This is a genomic window from Flectobacillus sp. BAB-3569, from assembly GCF_002270355.1.
Classification (GTDB): Bacteria; Bacteroidota; Bacteroidia; order Cytophagales; family Spirosomataceae; genus Flectobacillus; species Flectobacillus roseus.
The window spans coordinates 18,167-42,334 of the sequence record NZ_NJFZ01000008.1; the positions used below are offsets into that span (position 1 = coordinate 18,167).

At 38.5% G+C, this 24,168-nt stretch carries 20 protein-coding genes and 1 riboswitch; of the genes, 8 read left to right on the forward strand and 12 right to left on the reverse strand.

The window, feature by feature from the left end:
- Positions 1-93: 93 nt before the first annotated feature.
- From BWI92_RS08830 to BWI92_RS08840, 3 genes are all read left to right on the forward strand, one after another.
- A complete protein-coding gene (locus tag BWI92_RS08830; RefSeq protein WP_095162062.1) occupies positions 94-954 on the forward strand; it encodes a LysR family transcriptional regulator in 861 nt (286 codons plus the stop codon).
- 273 nt (positions 955-1,227) lie between these two features.
- Positions 1,228-2,082: a shikimate dehydrogenase gene (locus BWI92_RS08835; RefSeq protein ID WP_095162064.1), complete on the forward strand. Its 855-nt coding sequence runs from the start codon at positions 1,228-1,230 to the stop codon at positions 2,080-2,082.
- Between the two features lie 114 nt (positions 2,083-2,196).
- Positions 2,197-3,453 carry an MFS transporter gene (locus BWI92_RS08840; protein WP_095162065.1) on the forward strand — a complete coding sequence of 419 codons (1,257 nt, stop codon included), beginning with the start codon at positions 2,197-2,199 and terminating at the stop codon, positions 3,451-3,453.
- A 351-nt stretch (positions 3,454-3,804) separates the two neighbouring features.
- On the opposite strand, the gene BWI92_RS08845 is transcribed toward BWI92_RS08840, so the two are convergent.
- A complete protein-coding gene (locus tag BWI92_RS08845) occupies positions 3,805-5,724 on the reverse strand; it encodes a tetratricopeptide repeat protein (RefSeq protein WP_095162067.1) in 1,920 nt (639 codons plus the stop codon).
- Between the two features lie 567 nt (positions 5,725-6,291).
- Between BWI92_RS08845 and BWI92_RS08850 the strand changes: the two genes are divergently transcribed.
- Both BWI92_RS08850 and BWI92_RS08855 read left to right on the forward strand, forming a co-directional pair.
- Positions 6,292-9,108: a TonB-dependent receptor gene (locus tag BWI92_RS08850; protein WP_095162070.1), complete on the forward strand. Its 2,817-nt coding sequence runs from the start codon at positions 6,292-6,294 to the stop codon at positions 9,106-9,108.
- Between the two features lie 181 nt (positions 9,109-9,289).
- Positions 9,290-10,612 carry a hypothetical protein gene (locus tag BWI92_RS08855; protein ID WP_095162072.1) on the forward strand — a complete coding sequence of 441 codons (1,323 nt, stop codon included), beginning with the start codon at positions 9,290-9,292 and terminating at the stop codon, positions 10,610-10,612.
- A gap of 525 nt (positions 10,613-11,137) precedes the next feature.
- On the opposite strand, the gene thiH is transcribed toward BWI92_RS08855, so the two are convergent.
- The 6 genes from thiH to thiS form a co-directional block, all read right to left on the reverse strand.
- Complete coding sequence (gene thiH, locus BWI92_RS08860) at positions 11,138-12,250, reverse strand: 2-iminoacetate synthase ThiH (RefSeq protein WP_095162074.1); 1,113 nt, start codon at positions 12,248-12,250, stop codon at positions 11,138-11,140.
- A gap of 8 nt (positions 12,251-12,258) precedes the next feature.
- The gene (locus BWI92_RS08865) at positions 12,259-13,023 is read right to left on the reverse strand and encodes a thiazole synthase (protein WP_095162076.1); all 765 of its coding nucleotides are present in this window, start codon (positions 13,021-13,023) and stop codon (positions 12,259-12,261) included.
- 132 nt (positions 13,024-13,155) lie between these two features.
- Positions 13,156-13,800 carry a thiamine phosphate synthase gene (locus BWI92_RS08870; RefSeq protein WP_095162078.1) on the reverse strand — a complete coding sequence of 215 codons (645 nt, stop codon included), beginning with the start codon at positions 13,798-13,800 and terminating at the stop codon, positions 13,156-13,158.
- Between the two features lie 27 nt (positions 13,801-13,827).
- Complete coding sequence (locus tag BWI92_RS08875; protein WP_095162080.1) at positions 13,828-14,451, reverse strand: thiamine phosphate synthase; 624 nt, start codon at positions 14,449-14,451, stop codon at positions 13,828-13,830.
- 348 nt (positions 14,452-14,799) lie between these two features.
- The gene (thiC, locus tag BWI92_RS08880) at positions 14,800-16,659 is read right to left on the reverse strand and encodes a phosphomethylpyrimidine synthase ThiC (protein ID WP_095162082.1); all 1,860 of its coding nucleotides are present in this window, start codon (positions 16,657-16,659) and stop codon (positions 14,800-14,802) included.
- A gap of 55 nt (positions 16,660-16,714) precedes the next feature.
- Positions 16,715-16,918, reverse strand: a complete 204-nt coding sequence (gene thiS, locus BWI92_RS08885; RefSeq protein WP_095162083.1) for a sulfur carrier protein ThiS — start codon at positions 16,916-16,918, stop codon at positions 16,715-16,717.
- Positions 16,919-17,164: 246 nt separating this feature from the next.
- Positions 17,165-17,260: riboswitch (TPP riboswitch) on the reverse strand.
- A gap of 192 nt (positions 17,261-17,452) precedes the next feature.
- Between thiS and BWI92_RS08890 the strand changes: the two genes are divergently transcribed.
- Positions 17,453-18,472 (forward strand): 2-hydroxyacid dehydrogenase, encoded by a 1,020-nt coding sequence (locus BWI92_RS08890; RefSeq protein ID WP_095162085.1) that lies wholly within the window; start codon positions 17,453-17,455, stop codon positions 18,470-18,472.
- Between the two features lie 621 nt (positions 18,473-19,093).
- Here the strand turns inward: BWI92_RS08890 and BWI92_RS08900 are convergent.
- On the reverse strand, positions 19,094-19,474 hold the full coding sequence (locus BWI92_RS08900) for a hypothetical protein (protein WP_095162088.1): 381 nt from the start codon (positions 19,472-19,474) through the stop codon (positions 19,094-19,096).
- Between the two features lie 2 nt (positions 19,475-19,476).
- Positions 19,477-19,887 (reverse strand): hypothetical protein, encoded by a 411-nt coding sequence (locus BWI92_RS08905; RefSeq protein ID WP_095162090.1) that lies wholly within the window; start codon positions 19,885-19,887, stop codon positions 19,477-19,479.
- A gap of 90 nt (positions 19,888-19,977) precedes the next feature.
- On the opposite strand from BWI92_RS08905, the gene BWI92_RS28470 reads away from it, so the two are divergent.
- Entirely contained in the window at positions 19,978-20,103 is a 126-nt protein-coding gene (locus BWI92_RS28470) for a hypothetical protein (protein WP_255406683.1), read from the forward strand.
- A gap of 40 nt (positions 20,104-20,143) precedes the next feature.
- On the opposite strand, the gene BWI92_RS08910 is transcribed toward BWI92_RS28470, so the two are convergent.
- From BWI92_RS08910 to BWI92_RS08920, 3 genes are all read right to left on the reverse strand, one after another.
- Entirely contained in the window at positions 20,144-20,551 is a 408-nt protein-coding gene (locus tag BWI92_RS08910; protein ID WP_095162092.1) for a hypothetical protein, read from the reverse strand.
- A gap of 448 nt (positions 20,552-20,999) precedes the next feature.
- On the reverse strand, positions 21,000-22,556 hold the full coding sequence (locus BWI92_RS08915) for a L,D-transpeptidase family protein (RefSeq protein ID WP_095162094.1): 1,557 nt from the start codon (positions 22,554-22,556) through the stop codon (positions 21,000-21,002).
- 221 nt (positions 22,557-22,777) lie between these two features.
- Positions 22,778-23,071, reverse strand: a complete 294-nt coding sequence (locus BWI92_RS08920; protein WP_095162096.1) for a thioredoxin family protein — start codon at positions 23,069-23,071, stop codon at positions 22,778-22,780.
- A gap of 199 nt (positions 23,072-23,270) precedes the next feature.
- Here BWI92_RS08920 and BWI92_RS08925 point away from each other — a divergent pair, with 199 nt between their 5' ends.
- The gene (locus tag BWI92_RS08925; protein ID WP_095162098.1) at positions 23,271-24,116 is read left to right on the forward strand and encodes a universal stress protein; all 846 of its coding nucleotides are present in this window, start codon (positions 23,271-23,273) and stop codon (positions 24,114-24,116) included.
- Positions 24,117-24,168 lie beyond the last annotated feature (52 nt).

Consider the following 24,168-nt stretch of genomic DNA (forward strand, 5'->3'; position numbering starts at 1 on the left):
AGATAGAGGTGCATTTCTAACTCCGAAATCCGCAATCTCAAATCCGCAATCCAAAATAGAAGTGTCCCTTCCTATCACTCAATAAGCATCCACATGGAGTTACGACAACTCAAATATTTTCTTGAGGTAGCACGAGAGTTGCATTTTGGTCGAGCAGCTGAAAACCTTTGTATTTCACAACCTGCATTGACCAAACAAATCAATCTTATTGAGCAAGAACTAGGTATTGAGTTGTTTGATAAAAACAAAAGACAACTACATAAAAAAGTAGAATTAACCGAAGCAGGATTTTTTCTCCTAAAAGATGCCTCAAGATTTACGGAGCAATTTGACCGTATGTTAGAGAATACCAAAAAGTTGGGTACAAAAGCAAAGCATATTAGCTTAGGATATTACCGACTTTTCCCAAAAACGAAAGTCATTGAGTTTACCCAAAAAGTACAAGAATGGTATCCCGATTCTCTCATAAAATTGGTGGAGTATTCTACGGCTGAGGCTGTACAAGAAGGATTGATACGTGATGATATAACCTTGGGAATGACTCATTTTCCTCTTCTTTTCCCAAATCTTTTTCCTAGATATACCGAGTCAAATTGTTTGAAAGTGCTCTTATCGAGCAAACATCCCTTAGCCAACTACAAGAAAATCAAAATCGGACAGTTACGTAACGAACGTTGGATAGAAGTTCAGCGCAATTTATATACGCTTTATGACGAAATTGAACGCCGTTGCAAGACTGCGGGCTTTCATCGTGAGCCACAAATTGTTCAAGAAGTGTCTAGTATTGAGCTACTTGTAGGTTTGGTAGGCATGGGAATGGGCGTAGCTTTGGTCAGTTCGTCTTTACCGATTATTGACGATTCGGTAGTATTAAAAGAACTTACATTTAGTGATAACCCAACCTATGCGGCCTTTGAAATCACTCATGCGATTGTCTGCAAGAAGGTTGGATAATTGATTTTGGACTTTTTAAAAACTTATTTTATCTCCAAAGTATTTTATAAAGACATCCCAAAACTCCTCACTAGTAGCTCATCCTTCCAAACCTCATAATGTATCATTTTGATTTATTAAATCGATTTCATGATATTATTTGTGGAAAAGATTCTATCAAGAAGGGATTATCTTGTAATTTTAGCGGTAAAACTGTTATCCATCTCAACTAGCAATTAATCCTTTGAATAAAGGATAGGCGAAAAACTTTGGCGTTTTTCTACTAAATTACTTATGAATACAACAATATTTACCCCCGAAATAGACGGTAAAACTTTGGTATTTGCGACGCCAGGTTTCCCTGTCAAACAGATTCGCTTACCTATTTTGATGAATCAGGTTTTTCCTGCCTTAGGTATCAACGCCATCTGGATTCCTATAGAAGTTGAACCTGCCAATCTTTCTAGCATTTTTACGGCTTTTAGACATTTTAATAATTTCAAAGGAATGACGATTGCGATTCCATATAAAAATCCTTTGGTAGATTTGGTCGATGAAGCTACCGAACGAGCAAAACGTTCGGGAAGTGTCAATCTGATTCGATTTGACGAAAAAGGTCGCTCATACGGCGATACCGTCGACGGTCTAGGCTTTGTAGTTGGCCTTGAAGCCAAAGGAGTTATTTGTAAAGGTAAAAGCGTGTATTTGGTGGGTACAGGAGGAGCAGGTTGTGCTTTGGCGGTGGCGCTTTGCGATGCTGGAATTTCGACTTTGTATTTGAATGATATTTTTCCTGAAAAAGCAGAAGCACTTGCCGAAAGATTACGTTCTTATTATCCCGAAGTCAAAATACTGGCACAGCATACCCCTCCAAGTGATATAGATTTGGCGATTAATGCTAGTAATAGCGGATTACAACCTAATGACCCTTTGCCATTCGAACCAGAATCGTTTGGGAAACATACCGTCATTGCAGACATTATCATGAAACCTAAAGAGACCGCTCTTCTACAAAAAGCAGCATCTATGGGCTATCAAATCCATCACGGACATCATACACTTGACTACCAAGTTTCGCTATATTTAGATTATTTTGGTATTGAACACGACCCAAGTGTAGTGCTTGAATTGGTACAGCAAATACCTTAGTGAAATGGGAGAATAGGTTATCAGTTAATGGTATATCTGTTATTTGAAAGTACTCACAATTCACAACCCTAACTCGTCATTCAGCCTTAATTCTTATATTCCTAAACTAAAACTATGAATACCAAACCACAAGGTAAAATACGTTGGACAATCTGTGCGATGATTTTTGCTGCTACCACTATCAATTTACTTGACCGACAGGTATTGGGTATTTTGGCAAGTGACTTACAAAAAAAGATTGGCTGGAACGAAATTCAGTACGGCTATATCGTGAGTGCATTTCAGTTATCTTATGCGATTGGAATGGCCGTTGTAGGGCGTATTTTGGATAGCATAGGCACACGATTGGGCTACACACTTACCATTTTGTTGTGGAGTTTGGCATCGATGGCACATGCTTTTGTGGGCACACCCATGGGATTTGGTCTAGCTAGAGTATTTTTAGGCTTATCAGAATCGGGAAATTTTCCTGCGGCCATCAAGGCTACTTCGGAATGGTTTCCTGCACATGAGCGCTCGATTGTGGCAGGTATTATCAATGCTGGCTCGAACATGGGCGTAATCGTAGCAGCTTTATTGGTTCCTTTATTGACCATACAGTTTGGTTGGCAAGCCACCTTTATTATGACAGGTGCATTGGGGTTTTTGGTAGTCATTTGGATGTGGAGCTATTATCGCACGCCCGACCAGCACGCAAGTGTAAGCGAGGAGGAGCTCAAGTATATTCAGTCAGAACAACAAGCCGTAAAGCCCATTGCTTGGCGAGAACTTTTGAATTATAAAGCCCTTTGGACTTTTACTATCATGAAGTTTTTGATTGACCCAGTATGGTATTTTTATCTGTATTGGTTACCTAAATTTTTGGACAAAACCTTTGGTATTCCCCTTGGCAAACTCAGTTTGCCATTGATGACCGTTTATCTATTATCCGATGCGGGTAGTGTAATAGGGGGCTGGTTCCCGACATGGCTGATTCAGAAGAAATCATATAGTATCGACAGCGCCCGCAAAACTGCATTTTTGGTATGTGCATGTGCAGTATTGCCCATGTTTTTCGGAAGTTATTTTACCAATTTATGGTTTGCAGTCATCATGGTAGGAATTGCCTTGGCAGCACAACAAGCATGGTCTTCCAATGCCTATACCCTTGTGTCAGATATATTTCCGAGCAATGCCGTAGCTACGGTAGTAGGATTTGGCAGTATGGCAGGCGCTTTAGGAGGCGTCTTATTTTCGATGGTTATAGGTTGGGTATTAGAAAAAACAGGTAGTTACACCCCTCTATTTGCCTACGCCGCCAGTGCCTATATGATAGCCTTCACGCTATTGAAATTGCTGATTCCGAAGATTGAGAGGGTTGAGATTGTATAAATTTAGCGAATGAGTGATTATTTTTAACTAGTAGAGACGCAATGCTTTGCGTCCAAAGAGGTGTCATTTTGAAATATAGTATCAAACATGAGTCATCCCTAATTTTTAGGATTAGGATTATTCTCCAAATTTTTATCAAAAAAGCGGTCGAAAAATATGTTTTCGACCGCTTTTTTGATGCTACTATGCTAGATATGACCTAAGACGCAATCATTGCGTCTCTACTGATGGAAAACAAATTTTTACATAATCACTCAACCACTCATTCACTAAATCGCTAAATTCGGGATGACTCATGTTTGATGAATAGTTAGGGAATCACCCCAATGTCAACATTCACTAAACTAAAGTCTAACGCTTCACTCCCAAAAGACTCAATGCTTGAGTAGCTTGTGGATGGTCTGGTTTTAATTGTAAACATCTTTTAATGTCAATAATTGCCGCCTCTAAATGACCTAATTTATGATGAGTTACACCTCTATTATAAAAATGCTCAGGGTTTTGACTTCCGTATTGGTCTATGGCTATGTTGAAGTTTTTGAGGGCTTCTTCTGTTCTGTTGGTATTAAGTTGTGCGGTCGCCAAAGAACCGTAGTTTACACCAATACGCTTGTTTTCGGGCATCGTGAGTGCTTTTTCTAAATCAGGAAGTGCCTTGTCTGGCATCTGGGCATTGAGATACGTATTTCCTCGATTCAGATAGGTATCCGCTGATGGAAATTGCTGAATAGCTTTGGTCAAATATTCGATTGCTTTAGGATAGTCGCCTTTACGTTCATAAGCCGAAGCTAGATTGCCCAATGGTGTAACATCAATTTTGTAACCCAACTGAATGGCCTTTTCGCTGTAGGCAATCGCCAAGTCTAAATTGTTCTCTTTTGCACCATAATATTGTCCTGCGGCACTGTAGGCTCTGTCGTCTTTTTCTGGTGCGAGTTCTATTCTACGAGAAAATAATGTTCCTGAGTTTCGCCATGTTCCTACTTGTTTTCTAGTAATGACAAGCAAAATTCCTAACCAAACGATACAGCCTGCCCATACAGCCTGCTGCATTTTGGGATTTTCTATTAGTTTTGAAATACCTACTGCTAGCATAAAAAACAAACCTATATAGGGCAAATAAGTATATCGGTCGGCCATAATAGCACCACCCACTTGCAAAATTTGAAGTACTAGAATGATAGTTACCGTAAAAAAGCCAATCCCAAAGGCGATGAGTTTATTTCGCTTGATATTAAATATTCCCCAGCCCAAAATGCCAAGCATTACGACCAATCCCAAATAATATTCAGAATGAAAAAGTGTTGGGTCTTCGTACATATACATCGAGCGCAAACCAATTGGTGCCACTAAGTGCACCCAATACATCATAAAACCGTATCCTGCGTAGGTAATCGTTTTGAAATAGCTAATATCTTCTGGTTTGAAAGCCACGCCTGTTGCCGCAATTGGGTGAATCATTCCTCCCAAATTTCCTCCTCCTTGTATATTGATGGCTATTAGACCGAATACAACCGATACCACGAAAAACGGGATTTTTTCCACAAAAACTTTTAACGAAAACTCTCTATTTCGCCAATAATCAAAAAGTAAGAGGACTAATGGAAAAATAACAGCTTGTCCTTTCGACAAACATGAAGCTAGATATAGTAAGAATGAAAATATCAAATGAATCAATTTTTGACCTTTATCCACATATTTAAAATACTGCAAGCTACCCAACAATAAGAAAAATACATATAAAACGTCTTTGCGTTCCGACACCCAAATAACCGACTCGACACGCATGGGATGAATGGCAAAAAGTAGAGCGGTAAGAATGGCAATAAATTTCTTTTGACGTTCGCCTGTCTCATAACTTTCAAGAAGCTTCTGAGCCAACACCCAGACAAGAATTACATTTAGAAAATGAATAAAAGTGTTGGTTACGATAAATGCCCGTGCCGATTCTGCTCCTGACATAGCGGCATTGAGCATTAATGACCACATCGTTAAAGGATGATAATTACTGGCTACATGGCTTTGCCAAGCTTCGAGCCAATGTCCTGATGGATGGGTAACTAGGATATTTTCGACTACATATACGTGGTCGTCCCAATCTACAAATTGATTGCTAAAACCACCGCTAAATCCAAGCAATACAACAACTGCAAATACGATGATGGTTAAAATGGTATTTTTTGAAGTACCCGAAGGAGTTGTTATAACCGTTTCTGAAGTCTCTTTGGGTGACTGTGTTTCTACTTTTGGCGATTTATTTTTCTTTGACATTTTTTGAAAAAGGTAAAAAGGCAGGCTAATGCTGAGGTTATGCCCCTCTTTGTTCTTACAAATTTAACTTTTACTACGATATAATAATAGTAAAATATTTGAGCAAGAACCATGCTAAAGCAAATGGTATTGGACAAGATTTGATTGCATCATATTTTGTCTGATACAAACCTACCGACTTTAGCTTATCTGGAAGAGGCACTAGGCAAGAGGCACTAGGCAAGAGGCAAAGAGTGTTAAAATGTTTTTCAGTAACGATAGATATATTTTGCCGAATGCCCAGAGCCGAAAGCCCAAAGCTCAATCTTAAATTTTATTTTACCCACCAACTTAACACAGTTAATTTTTCATTAATAGAGCACCTAAGTACTTTTTGCTATAAATAGTTAAATAAAATACTCATATAGTACCTTTTGTTAAGCCAATATTTCCAATGTTAATAGAATGTTATCAAATGGATATTATCCTTAACAGTTTGTTTAAAATTCACAAACACAGAGGTAATATTCAAGTAATAATTTTGTTGCGTCGAAAACATAGAGATATTTCTATTTAATACACATACACATGCAACGCAAATTTTTACTCAGCACAATCGTACTTTTATTCATAACCATTGCGTCTTACGCTCAGACGGGTAGTATCAAGGGTAGCCTTAAAGATGCAAAATCTAACGAGCCTATGTTAGGAACTGCGGTAAGAATTGATGGTACGCAAATCGGTACACAAACAAATATGCAAGGCGAATTTGAATTATCGCGTGTACCTGCTGGAGTTCACACTGTAGTTTTTTCATTTGTAGGTTACGAAAACAAAGTAATTTCAAATGTAAGAGTTGAAGCAGGAAAAACAACCCTAATCAACACAACGATTGCTGAGGCCAACACTACACTCGATGCTGTTGTAGTACGTGGTACTAAAAATAAAGGAACTGAGGTTTCAGTTATTACAGAAATTAAAAAAGTAGAACAAATTGCCGTTGGTATTTCTGCACAGCAAATCCAAAAAACACAAGACCGTGACGCTTCGGCGGTTGTACGTCGTGTGCCTGGGGTATCTATTCAAGATGACCGTTTTGTGATTGTGCGTGGTTTGAACGAACGTTACAATACAGTATTGCTCAACGATGCCATTACGCCTTCTACTGAAGTAGATACAAAAGCTTTCTCTTTCGACTTGATTCCTTCTTCTGCTATCGACCGTATGTTGATTTTCAAATCGGGTTCGGCTGACCTTCCTGGTGAATTTGGTGGTGGTGTAATCAAGATTTATACTAAAACTATCCCTGATGGAAATTCTTTCACAGCTGGTTTTTCATTAGGACATCGTAGCAATACTACTTTTCAAACAGCTACTTCGTATAAAGGAAGCGGTACTGACTTTTTAGGTTTTGATAATGGTTTAAGAGGTTTGCCTTCGTCTATCCCTAGCACAAGTACTATCCTATCGGGTGCTAATACTCCTGCTGTTGTAAATGCGTTCAAATCTTTGCCAAGTTATTTCAACCAAAGCTCACTGTCGGTATTGCCAGACTTTAGAGGTAACTTAGGAATGACACGTCGTTTTAATGTAGGAAATTTTGAATTAGCGACTATCAATGCCATCAACTACAGCTTAACGCATCAAAGAACGCCAAATGTTGAATTTTATCGTTACGCTTACAATGCTGATGCGGGTAATACTACTAGTGAAAAGGAGTTTGCTTACAACGATAATGCTTATGCTGAAAACGTTAGAGTAGGCGTAATGTCAAACTGGGCGTTGATTATTAATCCTGCCAACAAAATCGAATTCCGTAATTTGTTTAACCAATTAGGTTCAAAAGAAACTGTTTTGAGAAATGGTTATAACAACAATAATATTGAGTTGAAAAACTACTCGATGACTTACGAACAAAAGAGTATCTATTCAGGTCAGTTGAGCGGTACGCATGAATTGTCGGATATGACTAAGTTGACTTGGACAGGTGGTTACGGATACACAAACCGTCAAGAACCAGACAACCGTCGTTTTACCTCGAGCCGTACATTGGGTAGCAACGATCCATTTACCATCAATATTCAACAATCGCAAAGTCCAACCTTGCAACAAGCGGCACGTTTTTACTCAGCATTAACTGAAAATGTAGTATCTGGACGTATCGATTTAGAGCATCGTATTGGTAAAGCAGATGCCACTGAAAAAGAATTGATTAAGCTTCGTGCTGGTACATATTTGGAGAAGAAAGACCGTAATTTCGCTGCTCGTTGGTTTGGTATCGTAAATGCTAACAATGTTGGTGATGCAATTTTGACACAATCACCTGAAAAATTCTTCGACCCAGCTAACTTGTCTACAACTGGATTGTTTTATAACGAAGGAACTGGATACGAAGATGCTTACAAAGCTCGTAACGAATTGTATGCTGGTTATGTAAACGCTTATGTTCCTTTCTCAAGCAAATTCAATGCTTCGTTTGGAGTAAGAGTAGAACAAAACCGTCAGCAGTTAGTAACGCTGAAACGTGGTAGTGGTGAAAAATTAAATGTTGACAGACCATTATTAAGCTGGTTGCCTTCTGTAACACTTTCTTATGTATTGAACGAGAAAAACCAGATTCGTGCAGCCTATAGTCAAACAGTAAACCGTCCTGAGTTCCGTGAGTTAGCGCCATTCCCTTATTATGACTTTAACTATGACGTAACACGTGTAGGTAACTCTGAGTTGAAAACAGCAACTATTGCAAACTACGATTTACGTTACGAATTCTATCCGTCTGAAGGTGAAGTAATCTCACTTGCTGCATTCTACAAGCAATTTACTAACCCAATCGAAGCAAGAATTTTGAACGCAGGTTCGGGTATTGCCTTCGGTGTTGGAAATGCAGAAAAAGCATTCAGTAGAGGTTTGGAATTAGAAATGCGTAAATCATTGAAAGGCTTAGCAAGTTCAAAGTTTGTAGATAACCTAACACTTTTATTGAACGCTTCAATTATTGATTCTGATGTAAAAACAGGCTTTAGCGGACAATCTTCAGACAGTCGCTTCTTACAAGGTCAGTCTCCGTACTTGATTAACGCTGGGGTTTATTACAACGATAACGAAAGTAATTTATCTGCCAACATTCTTTACAACGTAGTAGGTTCGCGTATTTTCTTGGTAGGTGATGGCGTAGTATTCCCAACTGTATACGAAATGCCAAGAAATGTAATTGACTTAAACCTTACAAAAGGTTTTGGAAAGCATATCGAAGTGAAAGTAGGTATCCAAGATTTGTTGAATCAACCATTTAGATTCTACAATGATACCAACAACGATAAGAAAATTGAAACTGGTAAAGATGATGTGTTTAGAACATACAAACGTGGTACAACATCAACTATCGGTATCAGCTACAAGTTCTAATCCAGTAAGAAGATTGGTTAATTGTATATCAGTTATCAGTAAATTATCAAAATCCATTAGTTGAGTGATAGCTTCAGGAGTGAAACTAAACTCAGTTTTGTAAAACCGTACACAAACTTTTTTAACAGAATAAACAGAAGCCATAGCTTAACTATTTTGTCAAAAGCCAATATCAGAAATCATGAAAAATATACATAAACTTCTTTACATTGCTGCCATTGCTTTAGCAACTACTTCATGTGGTAAATTGGAAAACGATTTTCAGGAACCAACACCAGTAGCAAGTCGCGAAATGGTGGTAGTAAGAGGTTCTATTACATCAAATACCACTTGGACTGCCGATAAGAAATACCTTTTAAATGGTTTTGTGTATGTAGAAGAAGGCGTAACCCTAACGATTCAGCCAGGAACAATTATCAAGGGTGATTTGCCAACAAAAGGTACTTTGATTATCAAACCTGGTGCCAAAATTTTGGCTGAAGGTACAGAAGATAAACCCATCGTTTTTACCTCTAACCAAGCAATCGGACAACGTAAAGCAGGTGACTGGGGTGGTGTAATTATTTTAGGTAAAGCTAAAGTAAATAAGACGCCTATCACCATTGAAGGTGAAAACGTAACAACTTTTGGTGGCACCAACGATGCTGATAACTCAGGTATTTTGAAATATGTACGTATCGAATTTGCAGGTGTTGCTTTCGAAACTGATAAAGAAATTAATGGTTTGACATTGGGTGGTGTAGGTTACGGAACCAAAATCGACTATGTTCAAGTTTCTCATTCTGGCGATGACGCTTACGAATGGTTTGGTGGTGCTGTAAATGCAAAACACTTGATTTCGTACCGTACGTTGGATGATGATTTTGATACAGATAATGGATTCTCAGGAAATGTGCAATATGCAGTAGCACTTCGTGACCCATTAGTAGCTGACCAGTGTAGTTGTTCTGACTCAAACGGTTTTGAATCAGATAACGACGGTTCAGGTTCGACGGCATTGCCACAAACTTCTGCCAAATTTGCAAACGTGAGTATCTATATCGCCAACGGCACAGTTGACAAAAAATACCGTTCAGCTTTCCGTATCAGACGTAACTCCGCTTTGAGTATCTACAATTCAGTGGTAAACGGTGCTTTCCCTAAAGCTGGATTAGAATTGGAAGGAACGTTGTCGCAAGAGAATTTCAAAAATGGTAAGTCAGATTATAGAGGTGTTGTAATTACAGGTGCAACTACTCCAATTTTGAATGTGGAGACAACCATGTTTAATGATGCTAATCGCAAAAATGCTATTAGCTGGTCATTAACTGATTTGGGTTTACAAGCAGATTTCAACCTTTTGGGTGCTCCAAAATTCAGCCCACAAAAAGGTTCAAGAATATTAGCTGATGGCGTAGTATTGCCAACAGGTTTCGATTCAGCGAGTTTCAGAGGTGCATTTGATGGCTCAAATGATTGGACTCAAAAATGGACGAATTTCAATCCTCAAACTACTGAGTACTAAAAGACAAGAAGTCCGTTAGGATTTTTTATATTGGTGTAATGAAGAAAAGCTTAAGGTTCTGCCTTAAGCTTTTTTGGTTTTGATGAATGATAAGTAAGTATAAATGCTGAATTATAAGTTGAGAGTTTTGAGTTGTGCTTTGTCCTTTGTCCTTGCCTAAAATAGGTTGCTTTTTAGATTTAGTGAATAGTATTATTATTGCTGAGAAAAGCTCCGTAGGAGCGACAGTTTGGTAGAATATATAGAAATAAAAGTTCCTTTAGAGCGCCGTAGGTGCGAAAGACTTCACGATAGTTGGTGTTCTTTTGCACCTACGGCGCTCTTTTTCTTGGTTCATGAAGTATTACTCAACTACCAAACTGTCGCTCCTACGGAGCTAAAGTAAATGGTGTTAGTTTTCCTTACGATTTTCTGAGTCAATACATCTTTCTCTTCAAAAGAATTGAATAATGTTGAAAATTTACTGAAGATAAGGCAACCTATTTTAGGCAAGGACATATTCAAACTCACAATTCAACATTTATCTCATTGCAAAAGTCTATCCCAATTCTTCCAAACGGCTTCATACCCCTGAGCCTGAATAACAGAGGCAATTGCTTGTGGTGAGCGCTCATCACTGATTTCAAATTGTTCCAAAGATTCGGGTTCGACGACATAGCCACCCGGATTGGTTTTAGAGCCAGCGCTCATCGACGTAATACCTAGTTTGATAATATTGTCTCTAAAAATCTCATTTTCTCGGGTAGAAATAGAGAGTTCTACCTCTTCATCAAAAATACGATAGGCACAAATCAGCTGCACTAACTCTTTATCTGACATTTCGACTTTGGGTTCTAAACCACCCGAAAATGGTCGAAGTCGTGGAAAAGAAATCGAATAAGTACTTTGCCAATAGCGTTTTTCTAGATAGCGTAAGTGCAAAGCCGTGAAAAAGCAGTCAACCCGCCAATCTTCCAAGCCTATAAGTACTCCCAGACCCATTTTGTGAATCCCTGCTTTACCTAATCTGTCAGGGGTTTGGATTCTGTACTGAAAATTCGATTTTTTACCTTTGGGATGATGTTTTTTGTAATCCTCCTCATGATAGGTTTCTTGATATACCAAAACTGCATGTACACCTTCAGCGACCAAAATTTCATATTCGTCTTGGTCGAGGGGCTGTATTTCGATAGATATTTGCGAAAAGTAAGGCTTTATCAATCGAATTACTTTTTGCAAATAGGGCACACCAACTGTCTGATTAGCCTCACCAGTGACCAAAAGAACATGCTCATAACCCATGTGTTTGAGCACGGCAACTTCTTGTAAAATCTCTTCTTCGGTGAGCGTTTTTCTTCTGATTTTGTTGTCAAAACTAAACCCACAATAGGTACAGATATTCTGACACTCATTTGAGAGATATAGCGGAACATACATCTGAATAGTTTTGCCAAAACGCTTTTGAGTCAGCCTATGGCTTAGTTGAGCCATTTCTTCCAGAAAACCTGTAGCAGCGGGTGAAATCAAAGCCTTGAAGTCTTCCAAATCTCGTTTGCCTGATTTTTGGAGTGCTCGTATGACATCCTGAGGTGTTTTTTGATAAATACTCTCACGAATTTCGTCCCAAGTATATTGTTGAAAAACTTGATAAAAGTCCATATTTTCCACTAATTCAAAAATGTCGTTAATGGGCTACTTGACACCGCTTGTTGTTGCATAGGCGCCAATTTGGCCTCATACGCCATGCGTCCAGCTTCAACTGCATATTTGAATGCCAAGCCCATTTGAACAGGATTTTCAGAAACGGCAATAGCTGTGTTGACCAAGACCGCATCAGCACCTAATTCCATCGCCTTGGCTGCATCCGAAGGTGCTCCAATTCCAGCATCCACGACTACAGGTACGCGGCTTTGCTCGATAATAATTTCTAGAAAATCAATCGTTTTCAAGCCTTTATTACTGCCAATCGGCGATCCTAAAGGCATAACTGCGGCTACGCCAACCTCTTCGAGTCTTTTACACAAAACAGGATCGGCATGAATATAGGGTAATACCACAAAACCCAGTTTGACCAATTCCTCGGCCGCTTTTAGCGTCTCGATAGGGTCGGGCATGAGGTATTTTGGGTCAGGATGAATTTCGAGTTTAAGCCAGTTGGTTTCCAAGGCTTCACGGGCAACTTGCGCCGCAAAAATGGCTTCTTTGGCATTGCGGACGCCAGAGGTATTGGGCAGTAAATTGATGCAATCGTGCTGAAGATATGACAGAATATCATCTTCCTTTTCTGTCAGACTAACTCGTTTGAGGGCAACAGTTACCAATTCTGAACCTGATGCCAAAATGCTTTCTTCCATAAGAGAAGCACTACTAAATTTTCCAGTTCCCGTAAATAACCTTGACTGAAAGGTTTTATCTGCAATTTGTAAAGACATAGCTGAGTAATGAGAAAGAGGATTTCAGATATTAGATATTAAACTAGCCGTGTTTCGGATATCGGATGTTGGATTTCGGACGTATAATCTACTTTTTAATTACATTGTCGAAATCAGAAATTCCAAATCTGCTCATTTCTCGCTCACCGCTAAGTTTAACAAACTCAATAACTCTTGTGTGACTGCTGAAGGATTTTCGGCAAGATTTACCAAGGAAGATACCGCTACACCGTGTAAACCTACTTCCAATAAAGCTTCAATATCGTCTGCTTTTACGCCACCAATACCAACTACAGGTAGATTGTGGCCTAAAGTTCTAAATTGAGAAAGAATACGCTTATATCCCTCTAATCCTACGATGGGACTTAGGTTTTTCTTGGTATCCGTAAATCTCAAAGGTCCTAATCCAATGTATTGCACTGTCCCACTAGCCACATGCTTAAGCATATCTTGGAGTGTATTGGCTGTTCCACCAATAATCATTTTTTCACCTACAATCTGGCGAGCTTCTAAAGGCGACATATCTTGTTTGCCCAAATGCAAACCTTCCGATTGTATTTTCGCTGCTATATGAGGATTGTCATTTACAATCAATTTTGCCCCAAAACTTTTACATACTTCTTGGGTGCGTAAAGCTGTTTCGAGCCATTGTGATTCTTCTTGAGTTTTTACTCTCAACTGCACCCAGTCTGCACTACCTTCACAGGCACGTTGTGCTTGCTCCCAGTGAGGAATATGGGTGAGATCTTGGGTTATATAATGAAGTCTTGAAATCATCGTGTTGTTAAATTTTGAGCTTTGGTTCTAAGAACTCAAAGCTGTTTGTATTTCGGAAAAAGCCTCTATGGGTGAGGGTGCTTGCCACACGCTACCCAATAAGGCTACTCCAGTGATATTTTTATTTTTTAGCAAATGAATATTGTTTAACTCAATACCACCTAAGGCTACAATAGGAGGGACTTTACTATTGTTAAATACAAAATCCTCCACCGCTTCTGGCGAAATAGCAGCTTTGTAGCCCGGCTTTGAAATACTGTCAAAAAAGGGACTGAGAAATACATAGTCGAGTTTTGAAGGCATTTTCAGTATTTCTTCAAACTTATGTACCGAAGCGCTCACCGTTAGGCCTCTTCGCTGTATAGGTCGGATATATTCTTTCATTTGCCCCTGCTCTTGTAATTCCTCCCAAACGTGCGTAGTAAGATGAATCCCCTTGATATTGTATTTTGCCATCAATTGATATTGACTATGTAGCACCAATCGCTTCATATACTGGGGTTTAAATTGTCGAATAAAATCTTCAATTTGTTCCAAAGAGGCATTGGGCTTACGCACATGTAAAGTCGATAGACCAGCTTCAAAAAGTTGTTCTAATAGCTGTACTTCATCAGGGATAAATTCTGGGGGTGTGAGCAGGAGTATAAACATGATGTTAAGTGTTGGGTGATAAGTTTTGAGCAATAAGATTTTTGTATCAATGCCTAAAATACGTTGCCCTCAGATAGCAGTACACCGAGGCAAAGCAATGATTGATAACTTCAAAATATACAATACTTTTCAGAAAAAAATGTTTCCGATTAATGGAATTATTATGAAGTTTTTATTGTCCTAAAATCGTCAAAATAAGCCTTTTATTGTTTCCTTAAAGATAAAATCTCATTTCTATCGTCGACTTTTACTGGTATTTCAACCATAGAAAATCAAAAGCATGTTCTCCTTTCTTTTGTCAACTTGAGGGCAACCTATTTTAGGCAAGAACAACTCCCAACACATCACTTACAAATATACCTCTGCGCCTTTTTCAACGAATTGTTTGGCTTGTGCTTGCATGCCTAAGTCAATAGCTTCTGCTTCGGAAATACCCTGAGCTTCGGCATAATCACGAACTTCTTGTGTGATTTTCATAGAACAAAAACTTGGTCCACACATTGAACAGAAATGGGCAATTTTAGCGCCATCAGCAGGCAAGGTTTCGTCATGAAATTCACGTGCTGTATCTGGGTCGAGCGAAAGGTTAAACTGGTCTTCCCAACGGAATTCAAAACGTGCCTTGCTCAGGGCATTGTCACGCACTTGTGCTCCTGGATGTCCTTTCGCCAAGTCGGCGGCATGGGCTGCAATTTTATAGGTAATTACTCCGTCTTTCACATCCTTTTTGTTAGGTAAACCCAAGTGTTCTTTTGGTGTTACATAACATAACATGGCACAACCAAACCAACCAATCATTGCGGCGCCAATACCTGAGGTAATATGATCATAGCCCGGGGCAATGTCGGTCGTCAATGGGCCAAGCGTGTAGAATGGGGCTTCATGACATTCTTTCAATTGCTTGTCCATATTTTCTTTAATCATGTGCATTGGTACGTGCCCAGGCCCTTCAATCATGACCTGAATATCATGTTTCCAAGCGATTTTTGTCAACTCGCCAAGTGTTTCAAGTTCGGCAAATTGTGCAGCATCATTAGCATCGGCAATACTTCCCGGACGAAGTCCGTCGCCCAATGAGAAGCTCACGTCGTACGCTTTCATAATTTCACAGATTTCCTCAAAATGGGTGTACAAGAAGTTTTCTTTGTGATGCGCCAAACACCATTTTGCCATGATACTGCCTCCACGAGACACAATTCCTGTCACACGTTTGGCGGTAAGTGGCACATAGCGTAAAAGTACGCCTGCGTGTATTGTAAAATAGTCAACTCCTTGCTCAGCTTGTTCGATAAGCGTATCTCTAAATAGCTCCCAAGTCAAATCTTCGGCTTTTCCACCAACTTTTTCGAGTGCTTGATAAATTGGTACTGTGCCAATCGGTACTGGAGAATTTCGGATAATCCACTCACGGGTTTCATGGATGTTCTTACCTGTCGATAAATCCATGATAGTATCTGCGCCCCAACGACAAGCCCAAACGGCTTTTTCTACTTCTTCCTCGATACTTGAGCTTACGGCTGAGTTACCAATATTAGCATTGATTTTTACCAAGAAATTACGTCCAATAATCATTGGCTCACTCTCTGGGTGATTGATATTGGCAGGAATAATGGCACGTCCAGCAGCGATTTCTTCACGTACAAACTCAGGCGTAATTGCGCCTTTTGGTGTATTAGCTCCAAAGCTGTAGCCTTCGTGCTGATGACCTAAGCTTTGTAAAGATTCTATTTTTTGATTTTCACGAATCGCAATGTATTCCATTTCTGGAGTAATAATGCCCTTCTTGGCATAGTGCAATTGCGTTACATTTTGTCCAGCTTTTGCTCTTCTTGGTTTAGCCAAATAGTTGAATCTTAGCTCATCTAAAGATTGCATATTCAAGCGCTCTTGTCCATATTCTGAACTAATGGCATCTAACTGCTCAGTATCACCACGAGCAATAATCCATTCTTCACGAAGCTTTGGAAGACCTTTTCTTACGTCGATTTCAATATTCGGGTCGGTATAAGGACCTGAGGTATCATAAACTGCTACCGAAGGATTTTTAGTAAAAATGTTACCAGAAATTTTGGTATCCGTCAAACTGATTTCACGCATAGCCACCTGAATATTGTGCAATGCGCCTGGCACATAAATCTTACGAGAATTTGGAAAAGGACTACGGCTGATAGCTTCTGTCGAAGGCGCTACCTCATTACTTTTTTTCATAGGAGAATGATGAGTTAAAATACATGATGTTACAATAGGATTGGAGTAAGGAATTTTATCCTCCCTGACTTGCTCGAATAAGCGTTACATGATCATTTTCTTCGAAAACATGGTTTTGCCATTCGGATTTGGGCAAAACCATATCATTGACCGCAATGGCCAAACCTTTGACTTGAGCCAAATGAAATTGTTCGAGTAAGTCTTCGACTTTGAAGCTGGATGCTACGTCTGTAGCTTCTGAATTGATAAATACGGTCATGTTTGTAAAATATTAAATACCAACGCGACCCTTAGGAGTGGATTAGACAGAACGGTTTTTGCTTAAATGATTTTGCGAGCGAATGCTACTTTGCTCCGTTTAGGATTGAAGCGACATTTATCAGATACAGCCCAAAACAATAGAGTTGTAAAGGACAAATTATCCCAACAATTTCCTACATCATTAATCAAAAACTTCAGCTTGAAATATTTTGGAGATAGCCCACCAATGGCTATTCTACGAAAAGTATTTTGCTCTGCTTTTTCCTTCGCAACCATTACGCTGTTCAGGTTCAAAGGGTATAATCTCAGCCCGTATATTAAGGCACCCCTAAAGTCTGCTACAAACTTAAAGGACGTTTTTGAAAGAAAAAAGAGAAATGTGTTTTTTATTTAAAAGCTGCCATGATGTTGTGTGGATGAGCATAAGTAGCTAATAGACTGATAAATGTCATGGGTAAAAATGAGATAGGGAGATAATTTTGAAATATCAAAAAGGCTAAACCTTCTTTTATTAACCAAAATTCTATCCCGTATGAAAGCGCTGATTTATAGTACTAAAGAGTTTGAAAAAGCCTCTTTACAAAACGCTAACCAACAAAAACACGATATTACTATCACTGGCAAACCCTTGAATATGGATACCGTGAAAATGGCAGAAGGCTTTGATGTGGTAGTGCTTTTTACCAACGACGACGCCTCAGAGCCTGTACTTCGTGCCTTAAATGATTTGGGCGTGAAATATGTAGCCACCCGTTCGGTGGGTGTTGACCATATCAATCTTAAAGTAGCAGCCGAGTTGGGTATTCGAGTGGCTAATGTTCCGCATTATTCGCCAAATTCTGTTGCAGAGCATACGGTGGCATTAATGATGGCGCTGAATAGAAAGCTCATCATGGCCGATACGAAGGCTCATAACTACCAGTTCGATTTGAGTAGCTTGATTGGGTTTGATATGTACCAAAAAACTGTCGGAATTATTGGTTTGGGGACTATTGGAAAAGTGGTGGCAGATATTCTGAAAGGCTTTGGTTGTAAGTTGTTGGTGTATGATAAATACGCTGAGGAGGCCGACGACTACGAAGGGGTAACTTTTGTGACACTCAATGAATTACTCGTAACGTCTGATATTATCACGCTTCATGCACCCCTGACTGAGGAAACCAAATATATGATTACCCAAGAGCAAATTGCCAAAATGAAAATGGGAGTGATGCTAATTAATACGAGTCGTGGAGGTTTGATCAAAACTGAAGATGTCTTGCAAGGATTACGTGAGGGGAAAATTGGTTATTTAGGGTTGGACGTTTACGAAAATGAAAGAGGTATTTTCTTCAAAAATCATTTTGAAACGGAAGGTCGTGATGAGTTATTAACTGATTTGTTGAATTTCAACAACGTTATTATCACAGGACACCAAGCATTTTTGACCAATGAAGCACTGACAAATATTGCAGATAAAACTATTCAAAATCTCGACGAATGGCAGTTGGGTACTCCTGAAGAATGTAATGCAAAAGTAGGGAAAATACATCCGCTTGAAGAATTACAATAGAGTGTAGAGTTATAATGGAGTGTAGAGTGCGGAGTTTTGAGTGATGAATTTAAAATAGTAGCGAATTTCTTCTCCGATTAGTGTGCGACTTAAGTCGCACACTAATCGGAAAAAGCGGTCGGGAATTATTTTTCGACCGCTTTTTTTGATACTATCATAGCTAGATATTATTCGGCTTAGGACACAATCATTGCGTCTCTACTGGTAAATTTCAAATAAAAATAATCACTCATTCACTCAATCTCAATTCACTAAATTAAGCGATTTTTAAAGCTCTTTACACAAACAAAAATGGCTTCCTTTAAAGAAGGGAGCCATTCAAATCTATCTCTAAACCACTTGTTATTTCTCATTAAATAAGTTATCAAGTTTTCGTCTTATCCGTATCATTACTTTTAATGACGAATCTGTTTTCGAATAACAGATTAGGGTTGTACGAAGGATTTCCAATAATTTCGGATTTGGGATTTCTGATTTCGGAAATAAAGTAAAATACCTCTATTTTTTTCAAAAAATAAAAGATTACATTTCCGAAATCCCACATCCGATATCTGAAATAGACAGTTTTAGAATCCTTCGTACACTCCAAATAACAGATAGACGATTAACTAATAACTTCAATTACAACACATTCGACAAGAACTGATACAATTGATGCTTGTGTAAAATAAAGTCTTTTTCGAGTGTTTGAAACGCTGAGCGACGACGCTCATGAATCATTTGTACCTGCTGGTCAAACAAAAATTGTTTGCCTTGAGCGTATTCGGCGAAGGATTTTTCTTGTGCCAAAATCGCAATAGCTAGAGCTTCTATCTCTGATTCGCTATGCTTGAATAATGCCAGAAAGTCTTCTGCCTTTGTGGTAATGTTTTCAGCCGTATTGTGTTGCAAAACATCATTGAGCAACTTGACAAAAAACTTAATTTCATCAGCATAAAAAGTCAAGCTTTCTGCCCATTTGGTGTTTTCAAAATGACATAACTCAAATTTTAAAGTTTCCATAACTAGTTCATTATGTCGGTCATAAATTCATAAAATGAGTGCTTACTTGTATGAAAATCTTTTTCGATAGCCCTAAAGCGAACTCGTAAGTTGCGGTGCTTTAGATAATGTTCTTCGCCTAGTTGAAAGTCCTTCTGTTGAGTTTCCAATCCAAAAAGAAATTCTTCATGTTCGATGGCTTTGAGCAAGGCTTGAGTCTCTACTCTTTCTTGCGCAAATTGTTCCTCCAAAGCAATCCATTCATTTTGTAATGTTCTTGATAGGTTCAATTCTTGCAAATGTTCCATCCAAGTTTCGAAGTACTGAATTTCGTCACGGATAAAGCTCAAATTAGATAACCATTGCTGGTTTTCTCTGTGATAAAGTTCAAACTTTAACGAACTTGTTTTTGGCTCAAATAGAACATTTTCCATAGCGTTTGTCATTTTTGATATGTCAAAGTTCCTGCATTTTAGGAACCTATCATAGAACATTCGTCATAAGTAATACTGATAAAAGTCAAAGTGAAAAAAGCAGCTTGTGGGATTGCTGGAGATAACTCCAACAATGGCGGAGAACCTAAAAAAACGGTTTCCTCAACCAAGAAAACCGTTCGCCATCCCAAACTAACAAGTAATAATATTTTGTAAGAAATGTGCTTTTTTTACTGCACAAAACGAACAGTTGGTTTTACAACGATTTACACAAAAATCTGTATAAACGGTGTTTGATATCATAGAAAGCTTTTTCAGCTTTTTGGAAATTCTCGCGGATAACAATATGACGATTATAGATTTCTTCGCCTAGCAAAAAATCTTTTCCCATGGCATCGTCGTCAAATCCCCATTCTTCTTCAACGATAGACTGATTGACAGCGTCAATATCGCCAGCAAGGCTATCTAATTCACGATTGAAAATAAAGGTTTCATTTTGTACTTCATGCGAAGTGTTTTTCTTGTTAACATTCGCAATAAGCCCTTTTAGATATTTAATTTCTTCTTTGAAAAAATCCAAAGATTTGAGCCATTCGCTGTTTTCACGGTGATAGAATTGATACTTAAATGAACGATCAACTTCCAGGTTTTCGATAGTACTCATGATGATAAAGGTTTTGTTTTGTTATAGAAAAATAAAAAAGACTTGGTCGGTTTTATACTAAGAATGTAATCTGACTTGCTTGATTAGCAATTGATTACAGTACAAATTTGGTTTATTGTACATCCCTAAACTAAGAGTAAAGTCATTAGGATATATGATTTTTGTTGGAAAGAGTTGAGCACGTAGGCAAGGCGATACTAATGATTTTCAATGTCGGATTAGAGTTGCCTCTAAAATAAAATTGATGTAGTGGCAACTCTTGCAGTTGCCACCTTCAAAATGGCGATTGTAATGGTTGCCACTACATCAATACTAGTCATAACAACTCTTTTGAACAAAATAAAATCCTTCGTACAACCCTAATGTTGGATATATATCCTCCTTTTGTAAGAAACAAAATTCCGCAATCAGGAATCTTCAATCTGCAATTGTGATGATTCCTATTCCCCTATTTTAAAATATCCTTTTTATAGATATCGTCATAAATCACCAAACTACCAAAATCGTCAACATCGGCGGTGATATAGGTGATAAATACTTTTACTGGGTTCTCTAAACCAAAGCTTGTGGGACTCAAATGTGGCTCAAAGCGCTTTTTGACAAACTCATCTACCAGATTTCTATCTTGAAAAATCATGGTTGCTAATTCATAAGGTTTTTCAAGACGAATACAGGCATTGCTTAGATAGCGCTTATTTTTACTAAACAAATCTTTACGATTGGTATCATGCAAATACAGCGCATACGGACTCTCAAAGTCAAATTTGAGTAAGCCTAATGAATTATCACAGCCAGCTACCTGACGGACATTGTAAGGAAAATAGTCTTTCGACACCGTGCTCCAATCAATACTATTGGCCTCTAGCACAAACCCTTTTTCATCGATTAATTGATAGCCATTGTTCTCAAAAAAACTAGGTTCTTTTTGCTGCACAGGCAATAGCTCGTTGATGGCTACATTTTTAGGAACTTCGTAGTAAGGGAAAAAGGTAATCTTATTGATTTCAGAACAAAGCGTTGGCGTTGGGGTAATAGGTTTGCCCACAATCGTTTTCATGCGCATCACCAAGCTATCTCGATCATAGAGCGCCAAAGTAGCAGAAGGAATATTGATTTGAATATATCGCTGATTATCAAGGCAATTGATTACTCGCCAACGATTGAGATTAAGAATGAGCTGCGCACGTAGTTTGACTAAAGGAATCGACAATTTTGACAAGGTAATTGGGCCAAGAATACCGTCTGGTACAATGTTATATAATGACTGAAAGCCTTTCAGCGCATTTGTAATCATCCCTTCTTTGATAATACTAGCGTCGGTCATTGTAGGTAAAAAGCCTAGAAAATAGAGCTTTTTGATGAGCTCCTTGTTTTCTAATAGCGTTGCAGTCTGACTGACAAGAGGTTCTTGAAAGTTGTCATTTTCGACAAAAGTATTCAAGCGAGTCAAAAGGTTTTGCGTTGCCTGATAGCCCAAAGATTGCGGTTGCAAAAAAGAGATCACATCCTTGACACTTCCTTTGGCGTAAGTGTTGAGGAGCATTGCAGTAGGGTTGAGACAATGATTATTATATCCCAAACCGTTGTAGGACCAATCTACCGACGTAATGCCGTTGGCAATATCTTTATAAAACTCCATGATGGAGTGTGTCATGATAAGCTCATACTCTAACGTAGGAAGATGCTTAGTGGATAAATAACTATAATGATATTTGGTACGATTGAGTCCATAGTCAGAAGCGTGTTTGAGTACATCAAGATACTCTTTTTTATAATCTGATGTACCTTCTAGCCAAATCGTTTTGTAAGCTAAATTTTGGTAAAATGCTACTACATCGGCAGGATTTTCTATTTGTAACTCTTTCGTGTAAGCTTGGTCAGTGTGTAATTTTTGGATAAAAGATTTTAAATCTTCTTGTGATTGAGCAATAGAAGGATTACTCCATACGATTCCAATAATGAGACAAAGTGTTAATAGTTTTTGAAGGTAAAATTGCGATTTCATGCTGTTTATTGATTTAGGTTAGGCAAAGGATAAATGCTTGGAAATGCCTTTTGTACCAAGCCTTTCAATCAAGGGGGTATTACTAAAAATAGCGATAGTTGTAGAAGGGTCTCGGTAGGTTTGCCTGAGGACAATGTGCTTAATGGTAGAAGTGCAAGTCGTTTGTTGATAATTGTTCAAATGCTACAGGCCTTTTGTCATGATAGACAAAAGGCACTGTATTATATGAATGCTTCACGATTGATGGGTTCAATCAAGGCTAGATTGTTTTTCAGTAAATCGATATTTGCATTTCCAACATGACGCCAACACTCCTTCCCATTGTATAAAATTAAATAGGTCGGCAATTGAGTCACCTTGAAAGTTTTGGCTACCTCTGGGTTGTTTTTTACACTAACCGCAAGGTAGCTTGCAATAGCTGGATTGTTTTTTTTGAGTCTCTCAAAAACCTCCAACTCTTCCTTATGAGTTTCGTAGAACAACATAAGGACTGGTGTTTGTGTGTGACTTGCCATAAATATTTCAAATTTTATCCCCTGTTTTGATAGCAAATATTCAAGAAGAAATAGCCCAATAGAATGAGTTTAAAGGGTACAAATAATGACTTTAATCAGTAGCTGAGTTACTGATAAAGGTCACAAAATCAGCTAACTGAACTCATATAAGTTATAGCAGTTTTGAAGGAGATTTGTGCTCAACAAAACAGATAAAGCTATGAAAACTATCTTGTTGCCAACAGATTTTAGTCTCAATGCCAAACATGCTGCTGACTTTGCTGTATCGCTGGCGGGGCTTATCGATGCAAAGATTATCTTGTTACATGCTTACGAATCGCCTGTTTCTACGACTCCCTTTGTACTGCCTTTGCCTCAGCAAGGTTTGATGCAAGAAGCTTTGGAAGAAACACGTACTTTGTTGGCACAAACCAAGGACGATATGCTGGCAAAATATGGAGATGTGCTAGCCAATAAGCTTGAAACAAAATTGGTTTTTGGCAATCCTGTTGACAATATTTTGGAGGCGGCAGCCGAAGTTCGAGCAGATTTTTTGGTAATAGGAAGTTTAGGAGAAGGAGGTGTATTGGCCAATCTGTTTGGGTCAACAGCATTGAGTATTGCCCAGAAAAGTAAGATTCCTGTATGGGTTATTCCGCAACAATCTACGATTCAGGCTATTAAAGAAGTGATATATGCCAGTGATTTAGAAGGAGATGAAGTGGGCTGTATCAACAAAATTATCAACATTGGAGCGCTATTGGGAATAGATCATACCAAATTGATTCATGTAAAGGAATACTTGAGTCCAGAGATATTCCCGTCAAGTGAAATCATTGATTTGTTGGAAGAGGAATTCGGAGGCGAAAAAATCATTTTCCGTAATTTGTATCGAGACGACACCATCGTAGGTATCGACAAATACATTCGAAATCAGAAGCCAGATGCTGTGATTTTGGCTCAACGCCCAAAAGGTTTTGTCGAAAAACTTTTCCACGAAAGCATTATCAAGCACTTGACGCTCAGTTCGCAAATTCCATTGTTGGTATTACAAAAGAAATATTGATTACAAAATAAAGTTGAGGTTTAAGGTTGACGAAATTTTCGTCAACCTTATT